Genomic DNA, 18,223 nt, shown 5'->3' on the forward strand with positions numbered 1-18,223 from the left:
GTTTGGCGGTTGGAGACGGGCAGCGGTTGCCGCACCGTATCCCGGCCCTTCGCTTAAGCTCAGGGCGTTCGCCGCTGCAATCGATTCGCTGGATCGATTGCTCGGGCTTTGCCCGACCGCGGCTCACCCACGGCCGCGGTAGGTGGCGACGCCCTGTTCCGGCAGCCACACGCCCTCCGGCGGTGTGCCCGTCTGCCAGAAGACGTCGATCGGAATGCCGCCGCGCGGATACCAGTAGGCACCGATCCTCAGCCACCTCGGATCGAGCAGTTCGACGATGCGCTTGGCGATGTAGATCGAGCAATCCTCGTGGAAAGCGCCGTGATTGCGGAAGGAATGCAGGAAGAGCTTCAGCGACTTCGATTCCACCAGCCATTCGCCTGGAATGTAGTCGATGACGATATGGGCGAAATCCGGCTGCCCGGTCATCGGGCAGAGCGAGGTGAATTCCGGCGCGGTGAAGCGCACGACATAATCGGTGCCGGCATGGTTGGACGGCACTTTCTCAAGCACTGCCTCTTCCGGCGATCTTGCGGTTTCGGTTTGCTGACCTAGCATCGACAGGCTGGAAACATCGGTATTCGGCATCATGCCTCCTTGACGACTTTGACGCGGATGCCGTGAGCCTTCTCGCCCTCCGGCTCCACATGAATTGCGATAGTGGCGCCCTCGTGCACCGCCCTGATGGCATCCTCAAGGCGGTCGCATATATCATGCGCCTGCCGAACGGACATCGCTCCTGGCACCACCATGTGAAAATCGATGAAGGTGACTTTACCCGCACGTCGCGTTTTCAGGTCGTGCACGCCGATTGAGCCTTCGGCGTGGGTAGCGATCGCCTGTTTGATCGCCTCCTCCTCCTGCGGCTCGACCGCCTGGTCCATCAACCCGCCGATCGATTGCGAGATCACCTTCCACCCCTGATAGAGGATGTTGACGGCAACAATGATAGCGAGTATCGGGTCGAAGATCGCATAGCCCGTCGCCAGCGCCAGCAGCAGGCCGACGAGCACGCCGACAGAGGTCACCACATCGGACATGATGTGCTGCCCATCCGCCGCGAGCGCCGCCGAGCGGTGCTGGCGCCCCGTCCGGATCAACAGCCGCGCCCAGATCGCATTGATGACGCCGGCCGCGAAATTGATCGCAAGGCCGAGTACCGGCGCATCGAGCATGCGCGGTTCGGCGAGGAAACCGATCGCTTCGTTGACGATCAGCAGGGCGGCGACGATGATCAGCGCGCCCTCGGTGACGGCAGACAGATATTCCGCCTTGTGATGGCCGAAGGGATGGTCGTGATCGGCCGGCTTCTGCGCGTAGCGGATGACGAAGAAGGCGATGAAGGCGGCGGCGACATTGACCGACGATTCGAGCCCGTCCGACAGCAGCGCCACCGACCCGGTGACCCACCACGCCACCATCTTCAGACCCATGACGCCGAGCGACAGCGGAATCCCCCACATCGCCAGCTTCCGAACCGTAAGATCGCCGTCGTCACTCATATCGTCCCCCTGCGGTTGCGAATGAATTGCAGCTTTTAAGCCGTTGAAACGCAAAACCGCCCACGCGAATGTCGCGCAGGCGGTTCAGTCTAGGGTGATATGGGCGATGACGGAGGATTTGTCAAAGGGGAATGACACGCCGTTCACAAGCGTTGCCGGCCTTACAGCGCCGCGCATCCTTTCGGACGCGTAAAAGACGCCGTAACACTTTGAATTACTGCATAATTTTATCCTCAAATCGATTCCGCTTTACGGGGCTATGCAGTAGCCGGAAAGCAGCGCTCGTCGAACGATCCCCGTTGCTCGGTACTGCGCCGGCTCAAGGAGCCGGGTCGGAAGGGACAGGCTGCGGCCAGCGCAAAAGAGCAGCCTGTCCTGCAGACGTCAGGGCGTAAACACCCTTTTCTATCCGCTCGAACCATCCGTAGACGTTGTCGCGCAGGATCGGCCCGGCATTGGGCACAAGCGCCTTCATATCTCGCGGCCGCTTGAGCCCTCCATCGAGTGCTGAGGCGCAGAGCAACGCCTGCTGGCGATAGGCGGTCATGATCGGCGCCCGCGAGCCGCCACCGACGGCGGGATCGCCACGGCGGCGCTGATGCTCCCTGACAAGGCGCGAGCGCCGCTTCGGATTGGTGCGTGGCATAGGCGAGACGGAGCTGACGATGACGCTGACCTCGCCGCCATCGGAGACGCCAAGCATGCCGATACCAAGTCGCCGGCAGAGGTCGCGGTATCGTTTGTCGGCCTCCCGCCCTCGGCCTTTGGCGGAAACGCGGGCCGCGACCCAGACTTCATCACTCATCGCCGCGCGGTCAACCGCCTGGAGAAGCAATTCGAGATTGAAGGAGAGTTTCAGTTCGCAGACCACCACGACCGGCGGCTCGGCGCCGCTCAAGCCGACGAGATCGCATCCGCCGACCTCGCCCTTCACGACATAACCAGCCGCCTCCAGGAAAGCTTTGACCGGCAGGTAGAGCGACGTCTCCATGGTAAAAACGGCGCCTCAGGCGGCGTTGAGATCGGCAATCTCGCCATATCGTGCAAGCAATCGCGGCGACGACATGTCGCCGGTTTCTTCATCGACGATCACGGCATAGGCCGCCACGCCGACGAAACGCTCAGCCATCGCCGAGGCGATCTTTTCCGCACTGACGGAGTTCGATGCCTGGCGCATTTCGCCGGGCACGAGATTGCCGCGGTTCTTGCGATAAGGGAGAACGATGAACTTTTCAGCATTGGCCACGGCGACAGGTTCCGATTGATCGTTCCTGAAATGTTCTGATTTGCCGGAAGAAGTCAAGTCGCGGCCCGACGGCCTGAGCCTGGCCCTTCCCACAATAGGAAGGGCCAGGCGAAATTGCCGTCACGCAGCCTTCGTCTTCACCCTGCGCGCCAGATGCGCCACGACATTTTCGATCATCCGCATCCCGGCATCGCCACCGAGCGTCATGATCGACTCAGGATGGAACTGCACTGCGGCGATCGGTTCCTTGGCGTGTTCGATACCCATGATCGTGCCGTCGTCGCTTTCCGCCGTGATGATGAACTCGCGCGGCAGCGTCGAGGGATCGGCGAAGATCGAGTGGTAGCGGCCGACCGTCACCTCCTTGGCAAGGCCGGAGAAGACGATGCCGGGCTCCAGCACGCGGATGCGCGAGGGCTTGCCGTGCATCGGCAGCGCCAGATGGCGCAGCTCCCCGCCATAGGCTTCGGCGAGCGCCTGCAGGCCGAGGCAGACGCCGAAGATTGGCAGGTTGCGCGCCCGCGCCTTCTTGATCGTCGCCTTGCAGTCGAAATCCTTGGGCGTTCCAGGTCCTGGCGACAGCACGACGAGGTCCGGATTCAGCCGGTCGAAGATTTCCTCCGGAACGGGCGTGCGCACGGTCGAAACCGTCGCCCCCGTCTGGCGGAAATAATTGGCGAGCGTGTGGACGAAGCTGTCTTCGTGATCGACGAGCAGGATGCTGACGCCCTTGCCGACGCTCGCGACGTCGCGCTGTATCCTGCCGGAATTGCCCGTCTTGGCGTCTCGAATGGCGGAAAGCATGGCGGAGGCCTTCAGTTCTGTTTCGGCTTCTTCTTCCTCAGGAATGGAATCGTTGAGCAGCGTCGCACCAGCACGCACCTCGGCGATACCATCCTTGATGCGCACGGTGCGCAACGTCAGACCGGTGTTCATGTCGCCGTTGAAGCCGACCATGCCGATCGCCCCGCCATACCAGGCACGCGGGCTTTTTTCATGGCTCTCGATGAAGCGCATCGCCCAGAGCTTCGGGGCGCCGGTGACAGTGACCGCCCAGGCGTGGCTGAGGAAACCGTCGAAGGCGTCCATGTCGTCGCGCAGCCGCCCTTCGATATGGTCGACCGTGTGGATGAGGCGCGAATACATCTCGATCTGCCGGCGGCCGATGACCTTGACCGAACCCGGCTCGCAGACGCGGCTTTTGTCGTTGCGGTCGACATCAGAGCACATGGTAAGCTCGGACTCGTCCTTCTTCGAATTCAGGAGCTTCAAAATCTGCTCGCTGTCGGCGATCGGATCGTCGCCGCGCTTGATCGTGCCCGAAATCGGACAGGTTTCGATGCGACGGCCGGAAACGCGCACGAACATTTCAGGTGAGGCGCCGACCAGATATTCCTGATGGCCGAGATTGATAAAAAAGGAATAGGGCGACGGATTGATCGCCTTCAGCCGCTTGGAAATGTCGGACGGCTTGCTGTCGCAGCGCTCCATGAATTTCTGCCCGGGCACGACTTCGAAGAGGTCGCCCTTGCGGAAACTTTCCTTCGCCTTGGTGACGAGCTCGGCATATTCGCCCGGCCGGTGATCGCTCTTCGGCGGAATGGCATCCGTGTGTTTGAAGGGCTCCGCCGCGATATCTTGGGCCTTGCCCTCGGTCGACACGCCGCCTTTTTCGAAGTCGTAACGGTCGACCCAGGCCTTGGCGGCGTAGTTGTCGACGACAAGGATCTCGTCCGGCAGATAGAGCACCATGTCGCGCTGGTCTGAGGGCCGCGTCAGCTTCAGATCGATCGCATCGAACTGGAAGGCGATGTCGTATCCGAAGGCGCCGTAGAGCCCGAGGCTCGCATCCGCCTGCGAATAGAACAGGTCGGTGACGGCGCGCAGCACGGTGAAGACCGTCGGCATCTTCGAGCGCTCTTCCTCGGTAAACACCCGGTCCGGCGTCTTGACGGTCAGGTCGAGGCGACGGGCGGAGGACACGCCGAGCACGATGTCGGACACCGTCTTCAGCCGCTCGGTCACGAAGCCGAGGATCACTTCGCCGCGTTCATTATAGGCTTCGATCCAGACGTCACGCCCGAAGGAGGAGATGCCGAGCGGCGGATCGACGACCGCGGTATCCCAGCGCGTATAGCGGCCCGGATATTCGTAGTTCGACGAGAACACCGCACCGCGGCGCTCGTCGAGCTTGTCGACATAGGAAGAGACCGCATCGCCGTAGGGGATCGCCCGTCGCTGCCGCGTGACGGATATGCCGCCCTTGGTCTCGTAGATTTCCGCACCATCATCCCGCAGGATCGTTACCATTGTTCCACTCCGTTATCGGGGCCCGGACGACAGGCGGCCATAAAACAAAAAAAAGCCGCCTCGAAGTTTCGGGCGGCTCACTCGTCGTCTTTGAACACGATTGGTCGAGGCCGCCTTAGCGAACCCACCACCAAACTGCAATGTTCAAGGACTTGATCATGGAGAAAATTGTTAGCCTGAGATCAGCCATTGCGCAAGAGGCGAATGCGGGAATGAAAAGGGCGCCCCGAAAGCCGCCCATCCCCAGCCCTGAAAGCGTGATCGCGATCAGAAGGTCTTGGTCAGCGAGACCTTGAACGTACGACCCGGCTCCGAATACCACTCCCGCGGCTGGGACGCCGTCGCCGAGCTCAGGTTGACATCGCGCACGGCGAGCGCGTTGAAATATTCCTGATCGAAGATGTTGTAGACGCCTGCCTGCACGCGCAGGCCCGGCATTTGGTCCGGCGTCCACCAGCCGGTCAGGTCGACGATTGCGTAGCCGGGCGCATCGAAGGTTGTGTCGGCGGTGTTGGTGACGGGCGTCTTGAGATGGTCGGTGAGCATGCCGGCCGAAAGCGTAGAAGAAAGATCGAAGCCGAAAGTCTCGTTGCTCCAACCGCCGCCGACGATCGCCTTGAATGGCGCCACCGAGCGCAGGCGCTGGGCGGTATCCTCGTTCTTGCCATAGGCATAGGCAAGTGACGCATGCAGATTGATGCCGTTGTTGAACGTCTTGACGGCGCTGGCTTCAATACCGGAGATCGTGGCCGCTGACACATTCGCGTAGTTGAACGTCGTGAAGCCGGTCGCATCGATGCTCGTCACCGTCTCGATAAAGTTCTGGTAGCGGGTGTGGAAAGCCGCGACCCGACCAGTAAAATCGCCCGTGTCAAAATTGGCGCCGATTTCGACGCCGCGGCCGATTTCGGGTTCAAGATCGGGATTGCCGAGCTGGGCGTAGCGGCCCGTCGGGTTGTAGAAGCGGCTGTAGAGTTCGTCCACGGTAGGTGCGCGGAAGCCGACTGCCAGCTGCATGTAGAGCTGCACGTCAGGCGTCAGGTCGTATGTCGCAAGAATCTTCGGTGACAGGCCGGCTTCCGTTCGGTCGTTCAGGTCCCCGAAACGGGTAAGCCCGGTATTGCTTGCGAAACTCCCGCCGGTTGAGGGATTGTAGTTGAACCAGTCAAAGCGGAAGCCGGGTGTCAGCACGAAGCCGGTATTGCCGATTTCGATCTTGTCTTCGAAGCTCAGCCCAAGGTTCTGGCTGTCGACATCGGGCACTTCCGCCTGGTTGTTCAGCGAGGGGCAGGTCGTCGGTGTGGGGCAAAGTGCCCAGCTATACTGGCTCCAGCTGGAAACGCCGACATCGAGACCAACGCGAACGGAGTGGCTGAGACCGGAATATTCGAAATCCTTCGTCGCCGTGCCGCTGAAGCCCCAGGTTTCGTTTTCGATCTCGTTGTTACGGCCATAAGCCACATTCGCTGCCGTACGGCCCTTGCTGCCGGATTCCTTCTTCAAATCCAGCCAATAGAGCGTGGCTCGCGCACTGCTGAAGAATGCGTCGGAAGACTGGGCCTCATAATCATAATCGAGCGATACGCGATCGCGGTCACGCAGTTCGCGACCGTCGTAGTTGCCGATCATATAGGTGCGTCCGGTGCCTTGCTGTTCACGCAGGTCGGTCTGCAGGTCGCGACGGAAACGCTCGGCCGTCAGGCCGATGCGGTGCCCGCCTTCCAGCTCCTGACGCAGTTTGAAGAGCAGATTGTGTTGATCGAAATCAGCCGGATCCGCCTCGGTGCGGAAACGACCGTAGCTGCCATTGTCGCCCATGTTGTCGCGTTCATGGCCCTTGCGGTAGCCGCCCTGAAAGAGGATCGACGTGTTGCCGATCTTCTTGGCAGCGGCGGCCGAGCCGGAAATGCTGCGGTCTTCGCTGTCATAGGTCGACTTGACGATCGCACCCCAATCCCGGCCTTCGGGAATAAGATCCTCCGGCTCCAGCATATTGAGAACGATGGCGCCGCCGAGCATGCCGGAACCGCCCTTGCTCGAATCCGCGCCGCGCACGATGTCGAACGAGGACAGTGAATCGAAATCGAAGGTGTCGCCGCCGCCGTTGGCGTTGGCCGGCGCAAAGGCACCCTGGCGCGCGCTGTTCGAAATATAAGGTATCGGAATGCCGTCGATGGTGGTCAGGATGCGCGCGCCGGAAAGGCCGCGCAGGTTGAAGCCTGCGTCACCACGCGAATAATTTACGCCTGCATCGACGCTGCGACCGATATCGTCAAAATTGGTGACCTGCTTTTCTTCGAGCTGCTTGGCAGTGATCTCGGTCGCCAGCGGCGTGTCGGCGACGCTGCCCGGCGCCACGCGTTTGCCCTTGACGACGATCTTCTCCAGGACGGTGCTGTCCTCCGTCGCGGCTTGCAGCGTGGTTGCCGTAGCGCTTTGCGCAAAAGACTGCGAAACAGGAAGAACAACTGTGGCTGCCGTGCAGACCAATAGAACCGAGCGCCAATGCCGGACGATCATAACCTACCCCTTAATGATGATTACCGGGCTGGCTGGTCGGGGCGCGTCGAACGCTCGAGGGGCTGGCTGGGCTTTTGCGGATGAAGACGATGCAAAATACCGCCTTCTTTTTGCCGCATAAAAAACATGAGTAGTATTGTCAACATAAAGCGGCGATTTATATTGAATAAAATTATCAAGTTTTAATGATCTCTCCGGACGTTGCGAAATTGCAACGAAATCCGCCCCCTTGCGTTATCCCTAGCTATCGACACCAGGGAATCGGATGCGTTGAGAAAACTTGCGATACTGGCGATCCTTCTCGCCGCAACCGCCGTTCTTGCCGGTGCCCGCCTGCCCGTTCACGGTCCTCTGCCACAACAAAGGCCGGATATCGAAGGCACGTCCGCACCCACGCCCGATTCAAATGCCGAAGGCACGCAACCGCCGCCGGCCGCAAAAATGCCCACTCCTGAACCGAAGCCCGACATTCAAAAACCAGGGACTCAAAAACCAGAGATATCGACACCGAACGAACCGGCGACACCGAAAACTGAATCCGCCAAACCGATGCAGGGACCGCCACTTCCCCCTGGGAAGGAAAACCCGCAGGCTCCGACTGAGGAGAACGAGCCTCCCGCCGCACAAACGCTCGAGGAACAGCATCTGACGATCGAGCCCGAAAGCGATGCCGAGCACGCCGAATGCACGGCTGCGCTTCAGGCCCTGGGTGTGGTCTTCAAGGACGCGCCGCGCATCGACGACGGCAATGGCTGCGGCATCGACAAGCCGATCATCGTCTCCGAAGCCCTGCCCGGCATCAAGCTGAAGCCGGAGGCGACGATCCGCTGCCCGGCAGCGCTTGCCCTTGCCCGCTGGATGAAAGATAGTGTCATCCCGGCCGCCTCCACCGCCCTGCCGGAGCAGGGCCGCATCACCACCGTCAACCAGGCAACGGCCTATATGTGCCGCCTGCGCAACGGCGCTGGAACCGGCAAGATCTCCGAACATGCCCGCGGCAACGCCATCGACATTGCGAGCTTCCATTTCGAAAAGGGCGAGGATGTCGCCGTCCGCTCCCGCCGCGAGGATCCGACGCTGACCGGCGCCTTCCAGCGCACCGTCAGCGCCGCCGGCTGCCTCTATTTCACCACCGTCCTCGACCCCGAAAGCGACGCCGCCCATGAGACGCATTTCCATCTCGACGTGATCGAGAGGAAGGGTGGCTATCGCTATTGCCACTAATCATCCCGGTAGGCCGTCGCCGGATCAGAACAGACCTTCGATATAACCCTGATCGTTCAGGAAAATCCGCTCCGCCGACGGCGATTTCGGCAGGCCGGGCATTGTCATGATCTCGCCGGTGATGGCGACAACGAAGCCCGCTCCCGCGGAAAGCCGCACCTCCCGCACGGTGACGATGTGGCCTTCCGGCGCGCCACGCAGGTTTGGATCGGTGGAGAAGGAATATTGCGTCTTCGCCATGCAGATCGGCAGCTTGCCGTAGCCCTGTTCCTCCCATGTCTGCAACTGGTCGCGCACCGCTTTGTCGGCCGTCACCTCGCCCGCATGGTAGATCTTCGAGGCGACGATCTCGATCTTTTCGAACAGCGAAAGATCATCGCCGTAAAGCGGCTGGAATTTCGCCTGCCCGGATTCTGCCAGTTCCACCACCTTGTGCGCCAGGTCCTCGATGCCGGCCGAACCCAGCGCCCAGTGACGGCAGAGGATCGCCTCGGCGCCAAGTCTCGAGACGAATTCCTTGACCGCCGCGATCTCGGCCTCGGTATCCGAGACGAAATGGTTGATCGCCACGATGACGGGCACGCCGAACCGGCGCACATTGGCGACGTGCCGGCCAAGATTGGCGCAGCCCTTTTTCAGCGCCACGACATCCTCGGAGCCGAGATCTTCCTTCTTCACCCCGCCATTCATTTTCAGCGCCCGGACGGTCGCGACGATGACCGCCGCATCCGGCTTCAGCCCTGCCTTGCGGCACTTGATGTCGAAGAATTTCTCAGCCCCGAGATCGGCACCGAAGCCCGCTTCCGTCACCACATAATCGCCGAGCTTCAGCGCCGTCTTGGTCGCAGTCACCGAGTTGCAGCCATGGGCGATGTTGGCGAAGGGGCCGCCATGCACGAAGGCCGGATTGTTCTCCAGCGTCTGCACCAGGTTCGGCTGCATCGCATCTTTCAAGAGAACCGCCATGGCGCCGTCGGCCTTCAGGTCGCGCGCATGCACCGGTGTCCGGTCGAAACGATAGCCGATGATGATGTCGCCGAGCCGCCGCTCCAGATCCTTGAGATCGGTGGCAAGGCAGAGGATCGCCATCACCTCGGAGGCGACGGTGATGTCGAACCCACCCTGGCGCGGGAAGCCGTTGGCGACGCCGCCGAGCGAGGAGACCATGCTTCTGAGTGCCCGGTCGTTCATGTCCATCACCCGCCGCCAGGTGATGCGGCGGATGTCGATATTCTCTTCGTTGCCCCAGTAGATGTGATTGTCGATCATCGCCGCCAGCAGATTGTGTGCCGAGGTGATCGCATGGAAGTCGCCGGTGAAATGCAGGTTGATGTCTTCCATCGGCACGACCTGCGCGTAACCGCCGCCGGCCGCCCCGCCCTTGACGCCGAAGCAGGGGCCGAGAGAGGCCTCGCGGATGCAGACGACGGCTTTCTTGCCGATCCGGTTCAGGCCGTCGCCGAGCCCGACGGTGGTCGTCGTCTTGCCCTCGCCCGCCGGTGTCGGATTGATTGCGGTGACGAGGATCAGCTTGCCGTCCTTCTTGCCCGCTTGCGCGGCGATGAACTCGGCGCTGACCTTTGCCTTGTCGTGACCATAGGGAACGAGCTGCTCGACCGGAATGCCGAGTTTCGCCCCGATCTCGAAGATCGGCTTTTTGGCCGCGGCGCGCGCGATTTCGATATCGGATTTGATGGATGGCATGGATGTTCCCCCGTCCGACATCCGCGGGCGCGGAGCCGTTGTTTTTCTCTTGATCGAGATAGCGAAATATCGGCGGGGTGTGAATAGTGCTGCGCCTTGCGTCAGTTAAGGATTAGCGGGCGGCACGGGCGCCTTCGGAGCTTGACCAAGCGGCAGCCGGACGCGAAACGCTGAGCTGTGCCTGTTCCGCATTCCGATATCAATTTAGCGAAGCAGCAGCAGGAGCGATCCCTGCTTCAGCTTTTCTGGGGCATCGAAGACTTTGCTTGGCATCAGGTCCACACAGGCGATAGCCGGGTTCGTCACCATAAGGGATGATACCATTGATGAGGCCAAGCTCGAGCGCCTGAGAACGAGGTATGGTTTTTTGCTCGATCGATGTCACAAGCATCATCGTCTCGAATGTCGCGGAACTGACACCCATCTCATCGAAATAGGCGAAGAATTTTGGATATTCAGCCGTCGTGGGTCTGGCGAGGCCGATATCGGAGTATCCGACAAGCCGCGGCGTTCCGCTGATCAAGACCAGAGCACAGGTCGAAAGGCAGTATGCGCCGCCGGCAGAGACCTCGCCCTTGGTCGGGCCGCTTTTTGCCATGCTCGCCTTGCAACGCGGATCCAGCGTCGGGCAGTTCGGCAATCGCGTTCTGCCAATCGAGGTCTCCAGGCCAGCAGCCCGGATCATACGCCCCATCGCGAAAGCCGCATCCATGTCCCCGCCATTAGACTGAAGGACGACCGGCAGCTTTCTTTCGCCAAGCGTTTTCAAGATTGCCTTGAACTGAGCCGGTGTCTCCGGCGTGATGTCTCCTTCCGCAGAAATCCACTGTGTGCATTCGTCCTGGCAATTGCCGTCATACAGCAGCAGAAAATCCATCGGCCGATTTTCCGCCGGAGTCTCGCTGGTTATCGCCGCCGCATCCTGCGCCCGCCCCTCGGTCGCCGGACGGCGGTGACAAACAGCCTCAGCCGCCGCATCCAACGCGCAAAGCGGCATGCCGGGCCATTCGTTATACGCCAGCACGTCCGTTGCGAGACCCATTCGAAGTGCGTCTTCGGGCGGTACGACATTGATTTTGTCAGGTGTGGCACTCATCATCACACCGATGAGATCGGCGCTGACGCCCATTTCTTTCAGATAGACTGTCAGGGCAGCGGTTGCCTTCTTTCCAAGTTTGGTCGAACTGCTTTGCCCCGCTGACTTGCGTCCAACCTCCTTGCGGGAAATTTCCGTCTTCTTGCCGTTCACGATCTTGTATTCGATGCGATAGGAAACGCGCACCTTGTTATAGATGGTCGTGATCTGGTGGACGCCGATGAAAGCCCATTGCGCCGCCGCACGCACGGTCCCGCCGGCGAACACCAGTGGACAAGCGGAAAAGCAGTATGCACCATCGGAATAGGCGTCACCAAGCGAGGGCCCGTCCTTCGCGACAGCAGCATCGCAACGCATATCTTCCGCCGGGCAATCCTTCAACCGGGTGCCGCCGACCGCTGTTTCCAGCCCGGCCTTGCGGATCATTCGGCCCATTGCATAGGCCGCGTCTACTTCGCCACCCTCCGAAAGCAGGACAATAGGCAATTTCCGATCGCCGATCTTCTTCAGAATTTTTCGGAGCTGGGCCGGCGTATCGGAGGTTATGCGTCCCTCTGCCGATATCCATTCCGGACAGTCTTCCATGCAGAGGAGACTGCGCACGAGGATGAAGCGCATCGGCGGCTGCCCTGCCTGCTTCTTCTGCCCGGCGGCCTGCGAGGTTGCCGCTCCTATCGGCAGGGTTAGAAATAATAAAACGAGTAATATCAGGGAAAATAGGGACTTCACTGAAAAAGAAATCGCAGAACGCACGGTTGAATTGCCTCAATTATACATGGTAAGACGCTTAGCAATTGCATTGATCGCCAGCAAGCCGGTTTTCGACAAGTGTTGCCGCCAGGCTCTTCCAAGGTGATTCTCTTCCTACATCACTGCGCGAAACCCATGACGGATGCGCACGGAGGAAATCAAAGATACCACAACGCTATATCCGCAAGTCGAAACTCAACTAAAGCGCGATCTGCTGTCAATAATTTTACACAATATGAGTAAATCGGCCGACGTTAAGTCAATTGGGACTAGCATCCGGCCGCCTTTCCATGTTTGATAGCGTTAACATTGAGGCTGGCGGGGCGCACAAATGTCTTACATGACTACCTCTGAAAGACAGTCATTGCTTTCGGCAGAGCTTGCGACCGCTCGAACCCGCAGCCTGTTTGCGCAGGCGCTCGGCAGAGTGTCCACAGCCTTCGGATTGTCGCATGCGACACTGATGCACGCTCCTTCCCCCGAAGATCTTCTCTTGAAACCCCTGCTGATCGAGAGCTCGCTTCCGGCCGCCTATATCAGGGATTTCGACCACGCCCACATGATGCGCGGCTGCCCTTTCGGCCTAAGGCTGAGGCAGTCCGTTGTGCCGCCGGCCTGGCATCTCAACGACGCTGTCAATGGCCAGGCCTTTCCCGCCGAACTTCGTGCCCTGATGCTGCGCCATGCCATACCGGCGGGTGTTGCGATGCCGACCATTACAGCCGACGGCCAGCGCCTGGTCTTTTGGTTCTGCGGCGACCGCGCCGCACTCGGCCAGAGCGAGATCAATGAGCTGGCAATGATCATTCTCCATGCACTCGATGCATACAATGCAGTCAAGCGCAACGAGGAATGCGCGCATAACGCGCTATCGACCAGAGAACTAGAAGTTGTACGCTGGACTGCTCAGGGCAAGACCTCGATCGAAATCGGCCAGATCCTGACGCTCTCGGATCATACGGTGAACGCCTATATGACGAACGCGATCAAAAAACTCGATTGCGTCAACCGCACCCAGTTGGTAGCTAAGGCAATTCGATTGAAGCTGATCAACTGAGGAATCGGAAGAGAGTCGGCACGTCGTCCCGTGATCTGGGGGAATCGTGCCTGTTCACTTCGAACAGCCCGTCACTAACAAGACAGAGCAATCCCGCGCTCACATCGGCATCACCGATGCTGAAGTTGTCCAGATGCTTGCTGCCTATCGTCTTTTCGGCTTCTGGCGCATCGATATCGAGACAGGACATTTCTTTGCAAGCGAGGACGTCCACGCGATCTTCGACCTCCCCTACAGCGACGGCCCTATCAACCTGACAGGCTAACGTCGCGTTTCCACGAGGACGATCGCAGCCTGATCGCCCAAACCTTCGAAGACGCGAGCCTTGACGGCGTCGGCTTCCATTTCGTCTATCGTGTCGACAACCGGCTTGGCGGCCACAAGATGGTGCGCAGCGTCGGTCGCTTCCGCGACGATGAAATCGGCGGCGGCATCGTCGGCATCACCTATGAATTCGTCGGGAAACTCCGTGTCGTCGACTTGGGCGGCGCTCTAGGGTGTCATTACAGAAATGCCCACGAAGCCCCATTATCCCTTTATTCCGGCGGAGAGCATGATGGCGCGCGTGACCTGCTTCTGAAAGAGGAGGTAGAGTATGGCGACGGGAAGACCGGCCAATACCGCCGCAGCCATGTCCTTGGCAAAGCGCACGCCGAAGACGTCCTTCACCTGGGTGATGCCGACGGGAATGGTGATTGTGGCGTCCGAAGTCGCGACCAGGAACGGCCATAGGAAATTGTTCCATGCCGCGATAAAGGTCGTGATACCAAGCGCGATGATCACGCCCCAGTTCATCGGCACATAGATCTTCCATAACGTTCGCAAATGGCCCGCATTGTCGAGCATCGCCGCCTCGCGGAATTCCTTCGGGATCTGGTCGAAGAACTGTTTGAGGATGATAATGACCGATGGCACCACGAGTTGCGGCATGATGATGCCGCCCCAGCTATTGATCAGCCCGAATGAGTTCATCAGCACGAAATGGTTGATGATAAGCGCCTCCGCCGGGACCATCACCGAGGCAATCAGCGCGCCGTAGATCAGGCGGCGGCCGGGAAAGTGAATTTGGCTCAAGGCATAGGCACAGCAGACGCTGGCTGCCAGCACCACCAACGCAATGATCGTCGATGTGCCGACCGAGTTGATATACCATTGCACGATGCTGGAGCGGTCGATCACGTAGAGATAGGGCTCGATCGTCGGTTCTTTAGGTAAGAACCCGGATGCTGGGCTCGCCACCTCAGTGTCGGATTTCAGCGAAGTCACGATCGCCCAGTAAAGCGGGAAGAACCAGATCAGCGCCCCGAGCACAGCCAGAGCAGTCAGCGCTCGGCCGCTCCAATTGCTTGCGGCAATGCTACCGCTCGTCCGCGCCAGTGCCGTTTGTTGATCGGTTGCCAGAACGCTCATTTTTCACCTCGCGCGCGCAGGAACTGATATTGGAAAACGGAGGCAATCAGGATGATGATGAACAGTATAGTAGCGACGGCTGCACCTTCTCCACCCTTGTTCTGCTTGAAGGCGAGGTCGTAGATGACGGTCATGACCACGGATTGCGCGTCAGCCGGCGTGTGGGCGAAATAGCCGAGCAGATACGGCTGCGAAAAAATCTTGAACTGCGCAATCAGCTGCAGCGTCAGCACCAACGCTGTCACCGGCCAGATCAGCGGCCAGGTTATCTTTGAGAACACCCGCCAGCGGCTGGCATTGTCGAGCGCCGCCGCTTCGTAGATGTCGGACGAAATGCTGCGCAAGGCGGCAAGAAACAGAAGAATGTTGAAACCGATCGTCCACCAGATCGTGACGACGGCGACGGAGGGCATGAAATAGGTCGGCGAACGCAGCACCGGCAGCGGGCGGCCGCCGGTAAACAGGCCGATGACATTCTGGATGACGCCATATTGCATGTTTGCGATCCAGGTCCAGATCTGGGTCACCACCGATACCGGCAGAATGGAAGGCAGAAAAAAGCACGCCAGGACCAACATCTGTATGCGCCCGGTCAGACGATTGACCCCCATGGCAACGAACAGCGCCAGAGACGTGCCGGGAATGACGGTCAGAACGATGAAGTACAGCGTGTTCAGAAGCGCCTTCTGAAATTGAGGCGAATAGAGTTGGCGCGCGTAATTGTCGAGGCCGACCCACTCGCCGGGACCGATCAGCGGCGCATTGGTGAAGCTCATCGCCACCATGCGCCACGTCGGATAGGCAAAGATCACCAGAAACGCGATGACGGCCGGTGCGACCAGCAGCGCTGCAATCAGGCTGTCCTGCTTCTTGTTGCTGACTGCAGCCATCTATCACCTGCCTCGGTTATGCGATCCCGGGCCAGGAACTGCCCCGGGGACTGTTGAAGGAAAACGTCACTGAGAGTTCATATGATCGCGGAACGTCTCCAGTGTCTCCTTCAGATCGCCGTCGCCGTTCAGCGGTCCGGACGCCATGTTCTGCCAGTCGTCGTCGAACTTGGACGCAGCGCCGGTGAGCGGCGTCTTCGGCATATAGAAGGCGTTGAGCGCCATGGCGGCATAGTCCGCTTGCGGCTTGAGCGCCTTATAGGCGTCAGACGTGCTGACCGGCAAATAAGCCGGGATATGGCCGGCGCCGGCCCATTCCAGTGAGTTCACATTCATCCATCTGATGACTTCGAGAACTGCGGCACGCTTTTCCGGCGTCATGGTCACGCCGACATTGTTTGGCATGACAAACGAGTGCGAGTCCGCCCAGTTGGCAGGTTTGCCCATCCAGGCGGGAATGTTCACCATGCCGTAATCGAAGCCGCTGCCCTTGGCCACTTCGGTTTCCATGGTCGGCAGCTCCCAGTTGCCGTTCAGAAAGAAGGCGGATTGTCCGGCCAGGAAGGTCGGAGTGATGGTTTCAGGGTCGATATAGGGCTGCGCCCAGCCTTGCTTCACCCAATCGGTGACTTCGCCATAGGCCTTTTGCATCTTGTCGAAATTGTCGCCCTGCAGGAATTTGCCATCGGTGGTCAATTGACCGCCCAATTGGCCGAACAAGGTATAGATGTCGCGCAAATCGCCGCTGGACGACGCGATGACGACGCCGTTCTTGCCGGCTTCCTTGGCCTTGGCCAACAGCGCCCGCCAGCCTTCCAGCGTATCGATGCCGGTCGGCTTGCCGTCCTTGCCCAATGCTCCAAGTTCCTTCAGTACATTCTTGTTGTAGTAGAGCACCTCGCCGTGCACGTCGAACGGTACGGCGTAGCGCATATTGTCGACCGTCGAGGCGGCGATTGCATTCGGCGGATAGTCGCTGTCCTTCAAACCGACAGCCTCAAGCTCCTTCGGATCGATTGGCGACACGGTCTTGGCCGAAACCGCACCGGCCAGGCGCGACAGGTGGTAGGTGGCGATGTCAGGTCCCTGGCCGACAGCAGTTGATGTCTGCAGCTTGGTGTAATAAGGGATGCCCCATTCGAGGGTGGTGCCCTTGATTTGGATCTTGTCCTTATGTTCGTCGTTGAAGCGCTGGATCAGCGCCTTCATTCGCACGCCGTCGCCTCCCGACAAAAAGTCCCACCAAACGACATTTTCGGCTGCAAATGCCGGGAAGGCAATCATGACGGCGAACGCCGCAATCGATGTTTTCAACAGGTTACGCATTCTCACTCCTCCAGAATGATCGGTTTTCCTGCCGGGACCTCCTTCGGAGGGCGGCCTTGCTGTCTCGCGCCGCAGCCTAGCCGGCCGCGTGATACCCTTTGCCCATTTCATCAAATAGCATCGCCGTCGCTCCTTCGACGGCAAACGCGATTTCGGAACCACCACGGGCCGTGGTGATTGGGGCGTCAACGCCGACGACCTGCGTCCCGTCGGCGAGTTCGGCGTGGACCAGAGAGCGGTCGCCCATCTGCTCCACTGTGACGACTTTGCCCCTTAGCGTGCCGTGCGGCGAGACCGTCAGGCTCTCCGGCCGCAAGCCAAGCGTGAGGTTGGCACCAGGCAAACTGTCGAACGGAACCGAGGTTTGCAGCCCGACGCCGCCACCGGTTGTGACAATCGCGCCGTCCGGACCGCTCTCAATCCGTGCCGCCGGCAGGAAGTTCATCGGCGGCGAGCCGACGAACTGGGCAACGTAGCGTGTGCTTGGGCGGGCATAAATATCCATGGGCGCGCCGACCTGCTCGATCCTTCCTTTGTTCAGAAGGACAATCCGGGTCGCCAGCGTCATTGCCTCGATCTGATCATGGGTTACGAAAACCATCGTGGCGCCAAGACGATCATGCAGCTGCGACAGTTCGAAACGGGTGCGTGTACGCAGGCCGGCGTCCAGGTTCGACAGGGGTTCGTCAAAGAGGAAAACTTTTGGCTCACGCACGATGGCGCGGCCAATCGCAACGCGTTGGCGCTGGCCGCCGGACAGATGCGCCGGCTTGCGGTCGAGGAGATGGTCCATCTCCAGCATCCTGGCCGCCGTCGCAATGCGGGTTGCGATCTCGGCTTTCGGCGTACCGACATTGGCCAGTCCAAAGGCAAGATTTTCTCGCACGCTCATATGCGGATAGAGCGCATAGGACTGGAACACCATGGATACGTCACGCTGGCCGGGGGCAAGCTGGTCGACACGGCGCCCGTCGATCCAGATTTCGCCGCCCGAAACCGTCTCCAGCCCGGCGATCATGCGCAGAAGGGTAGACTTGCCACAGCCGGAAGCGCCCAGGAAGACGATGAACTCGCCGCTGTCTATCCCGAGCGAGATGTCGTTGAGCACTTCCACCGCCCCAAAACTCTTGGAAACGTTGCGGATGGTCACGCCTGCATCTGTCTTGGCCATCTAAACCTCCTCCCGGT

Annotated in this window: 14 protein-coding genes and 1 pseudogene; 3 read left to right on the forward strand and 12 right to left on the reverse strand. The window is 60.0% G+C overall.

The features are described from left to right. Positions 1–123: 123 nt before the first annotated feature. The 6 genes from queF to N1937_RS15570 form a co-directional block, all read right to left on the reverse strand. On the reverse strand, positions 124–588 hold the full coding sequence (queF, locus tag N1937_RS15545) for a preQ(1) synthase (protein ID WP_170281354.1): 465 nt from the start codon (positions 586–588) through the stop codon (positions 124–126). Next, positions 588–1,502 (reverse strand): CDF family cation efflux transporter EmfA, encoded by a 915-nt coding sequence (gene emfA, locus N1937_RS15550; protein ID WP_260056507.1) that lies wholly within the window; start codon positions 1,500–1,502, stop codon positions 588–590. The genes queF and emfA overlap by 1 nt, the downstream gene beginning before the upstream one ends. Positions 1,503–1,821: 319 nt before the next feature. Next, a complete protein-coding gene (locus N1937_RS15555; RefSeq protein ID WP_260056508.1) occupies positions 1,822–2,493 on the reverse strand; it encodes a DUF2161 domain-containing phosphodiesterase in 672 nt (223 codons plus the stop codon). Between the two features lie 15 nt (positions 2,494–2,508). Next, on the reverse strand, positions 2,509–2,748 hold the full coding sequence (locus N1937_RS15560; protein WP_003561395.1) for a hypothetical protein: 240 nt from the start codon (positions 2,746–2,748) through the stop codon (positions 2,509–2,511). 120 nt (positions 2,749–2,868) lie between these two features. Beyond that, positions 2,869–5,058 (reverse strand): anthranilate synthase, encoded by a 2,190-nt coding sequence (locus N1937_RS15565; RefSeq protein ID WP_017965373.1) that lies wholly within the window; start codon positions 5,056–5,058, stop codon positions 2,869–2,871. Positions 5,059–5,325: 267 nt separating this feature from the next. Continuing rightward, complete coding sequence (locus N1937_RS15570) at positions 5,326–7,578, reverse strand: TonB-dependent hemoglobin/transferrin/lactoferrin family receptor (protein WP_260056509.1); 2,253 nt, start codon at positions 7,576–7,578, stop codon at positions 5,326–5,328. A 270-nt stretch (positions 7,579–7,848) separates the two neighbouring features. On the opposite strand from N1937_RS15570, the gene N1937_RS15575 reads away from it, so the two are divergent. Continuing rightward, positions 7,849–8,802 carry an extensin family protein gene (locus N1937_RS15575; RefSeq protein WP_260056510.1) on the forward strand — a complete coding sequence of 318 codons (954 nt, stop codon included), beginning with the start codon at positions 7,849–7,851 and terminating at the stop codon, positions 8,800–8,802. Positions 8,803–8,826: 24 nt separating this feature from the next. Here N1937_RS15575 and N1937_RS15580 read toward each other — a convergent pair whose 3' ends face one another. Beyond that, complete coding sequence (locus N1937_RS15580) at positions 8,827–10,506, reverse strand: formate--tetrahydrofolate ligase (protein WP_260056511.1); 1,680 nt, start codon at positions 10,504–10,506, stop codon at positions 8,827–8,829. 199 nt (positions 10,507–10,705) lie between these two features. Further along, positions 10,706–12,355: a hypothetical protein gene (locus N1937_RS15585; protein ID WP_260056512.1), complete on the reverse strand. Its 1,650-nt coding sequence runs from the start codon at positions 12,353–12,355 to the stop codon at positions 10,706–10,708. Between the two features lie 328 nt (positions 12,356–12,683). Between N1937_RS15585 and N1937_RS15590 the strand changes: the two genes are divergently transcribed. Both N1937_RS15590 and N1937_RS15595 read left to right on the forward strand, forming a co-directional pair. Further along, on the forward strand, positions 12,684–13,409 hold the full coding sequence (locus N1937_RS15590) for a helix-turn-helix transcriptional regulator (protein WP_260056513.1): 726 nt from the start codon (positions 12,684–12,686) through the stop codon (positions 13,407–13,409). Between the two features lie 46 nt (positions 13,410–13,455). After that, a pseudogene (locus N1937_RS15595) lies at positions 13,456–13,886 on the forward strand (diguanylate cyclase); the annotation flags it as partial. A 51-nt stretch (positions 13,887–13,937) separates the two neighbouring features. Here the strand turns inward: N1937_RS15595 and N1937_RS15600 are convergent. The 4 genes from N1937_RS15600 to N1937_RS15615 all read right to left on the reverse strand — a co-directional run bounded on the left by N1937_RS15600 (position 13,938) and on the right by N1937_RS15615 (position 18,206). Continuing rightward, positions 13,938–14,720 (reverse strand): carbohydrate ABC transporter permease, encoded by a 783-nt coding sequence (locus N1937_RS15600; protein ID WP_170276628.1) that lies wholly within the window; start codon positions 14,718–14,720, stop codon positions 13,938–13,940. 95 nt (positions 14,721–14,815) lie between these two features. Continuing rightward, positions 14,816–15,709, reverse strand: a complete 894-nt coding sequence (locus tag N1937_RS15605) for a carbohydrate ABC transporter permease (protein ID WP_017965380.1) — start codon at positions 15,707–15,709, stop codon at positions 14,816–14,818. 66 nt (positions 15,710–15,775) lie between these two features. Continuing rightward, on the reverse strand, positions 15,776–17,035 hold the full coding sequence (locus N1937_RS15610; protein WP_260056514.1) for a hypothetical protein: 1,260 nt from the start codon (positions 17,033–17,035) through the stop codon (positions 15,776–15,778). A 76-nt stretch (positions 17,036–17,111) separates the two neighbouring features. Further along, on the reverse strand, positions 17,112–18,206 hold the full coding sequence (locus tag N1937_RS15615) for an ABC transporter ATP-binding protein (RefSeq protein ID WP_260056515.1): 1,095 nt from the start codon (positions 18,204–18,206) through the stop codon (positions 17,112–17,114). Positions 18,207–18,223 lie beyond the last annotated feature (17 nt).

The organism is Rhizobium sp. WSM4643 (assembly GCF_025152745.1).
Classification (GTDB): Bacteria; Pseudomonadota; Alphaproteobacteria; order Rhizobiales; family Rhizobiaceae; genus Rhizobium; species Rhizobium leguminosarum_I.

Bases quoted from the DNA above. Each gene is read 5' to 3' on its own strand.
- queF (WP_170281354.1), bottom strand. From the start codon at position 588: ATGCCGAATACCGATGTTTCCAGCCTGTCGATGCTAGGTCAGCAAACC.
- emfA (WP_260056507.1), bottom strand. From the start codon at position 1,502: ATGAGTGACGACGGCGATCTTACGGTTCGGAAGCTGGCGATGTGGGGG.
- N1937_RS15555 (WP_260056508.1), bottom strand. From the start codon at position 2,493: ATGGAGACGTCGCTCTACCTGCCGGTCAAAGCTTTCCTGGAGGCGGCT.
- N1937_RS15565 (WP_017965373.1), bottom strand. From the start codon at position 5,058: ATGGTAACGATCCTGCGGGATGATGGTGCGGAAATCTACGAGACCAAG.
- N1937_RS15570 (WP_260056509.1), bottom strand. From the start codon at position 7,578: ATGATCGTCCGGCATTGGCGCTCGGTTCTATTGGTCTGCACGGCAGCC.
- N1937_RS15580 (WP_260056511.1), bottom strand. From the start codon at position 10,506: ATGCCATCCATCAAATCCGATATCGAAATCGCGCGCGCCGCGGCCAAA.
- N1937_RS15590 (WP_260056513.1), top strand. From the start codon at position 12,684: ATGTCTTACATGACTACCTCTGAAAGACAGTCATTGCTTTCGGCAGAG.
- N1937_RS15605 (WP_017965380.1), bottom strand. From the start codon at position 15,709: ATGGCTGCAGTCAGCAACAAGAAGCAGGACAGCCTGATTGCAGCGCTG.
- N1937_RS15610 (WP_260056514.1), bottom strand. From the start codon at position 17,035: ATGCGTAACCTGTTGAAAACATCGATTGCGGCGTTCGCCGTCATGATT.
- N1937_RS15615 (WP_260056515.1), bottom strand. From the start codon at position 18,206: ATGGCCAAGACAGATGCAGGCGTGACCATCCGCAACGTTTCCAAGAGT.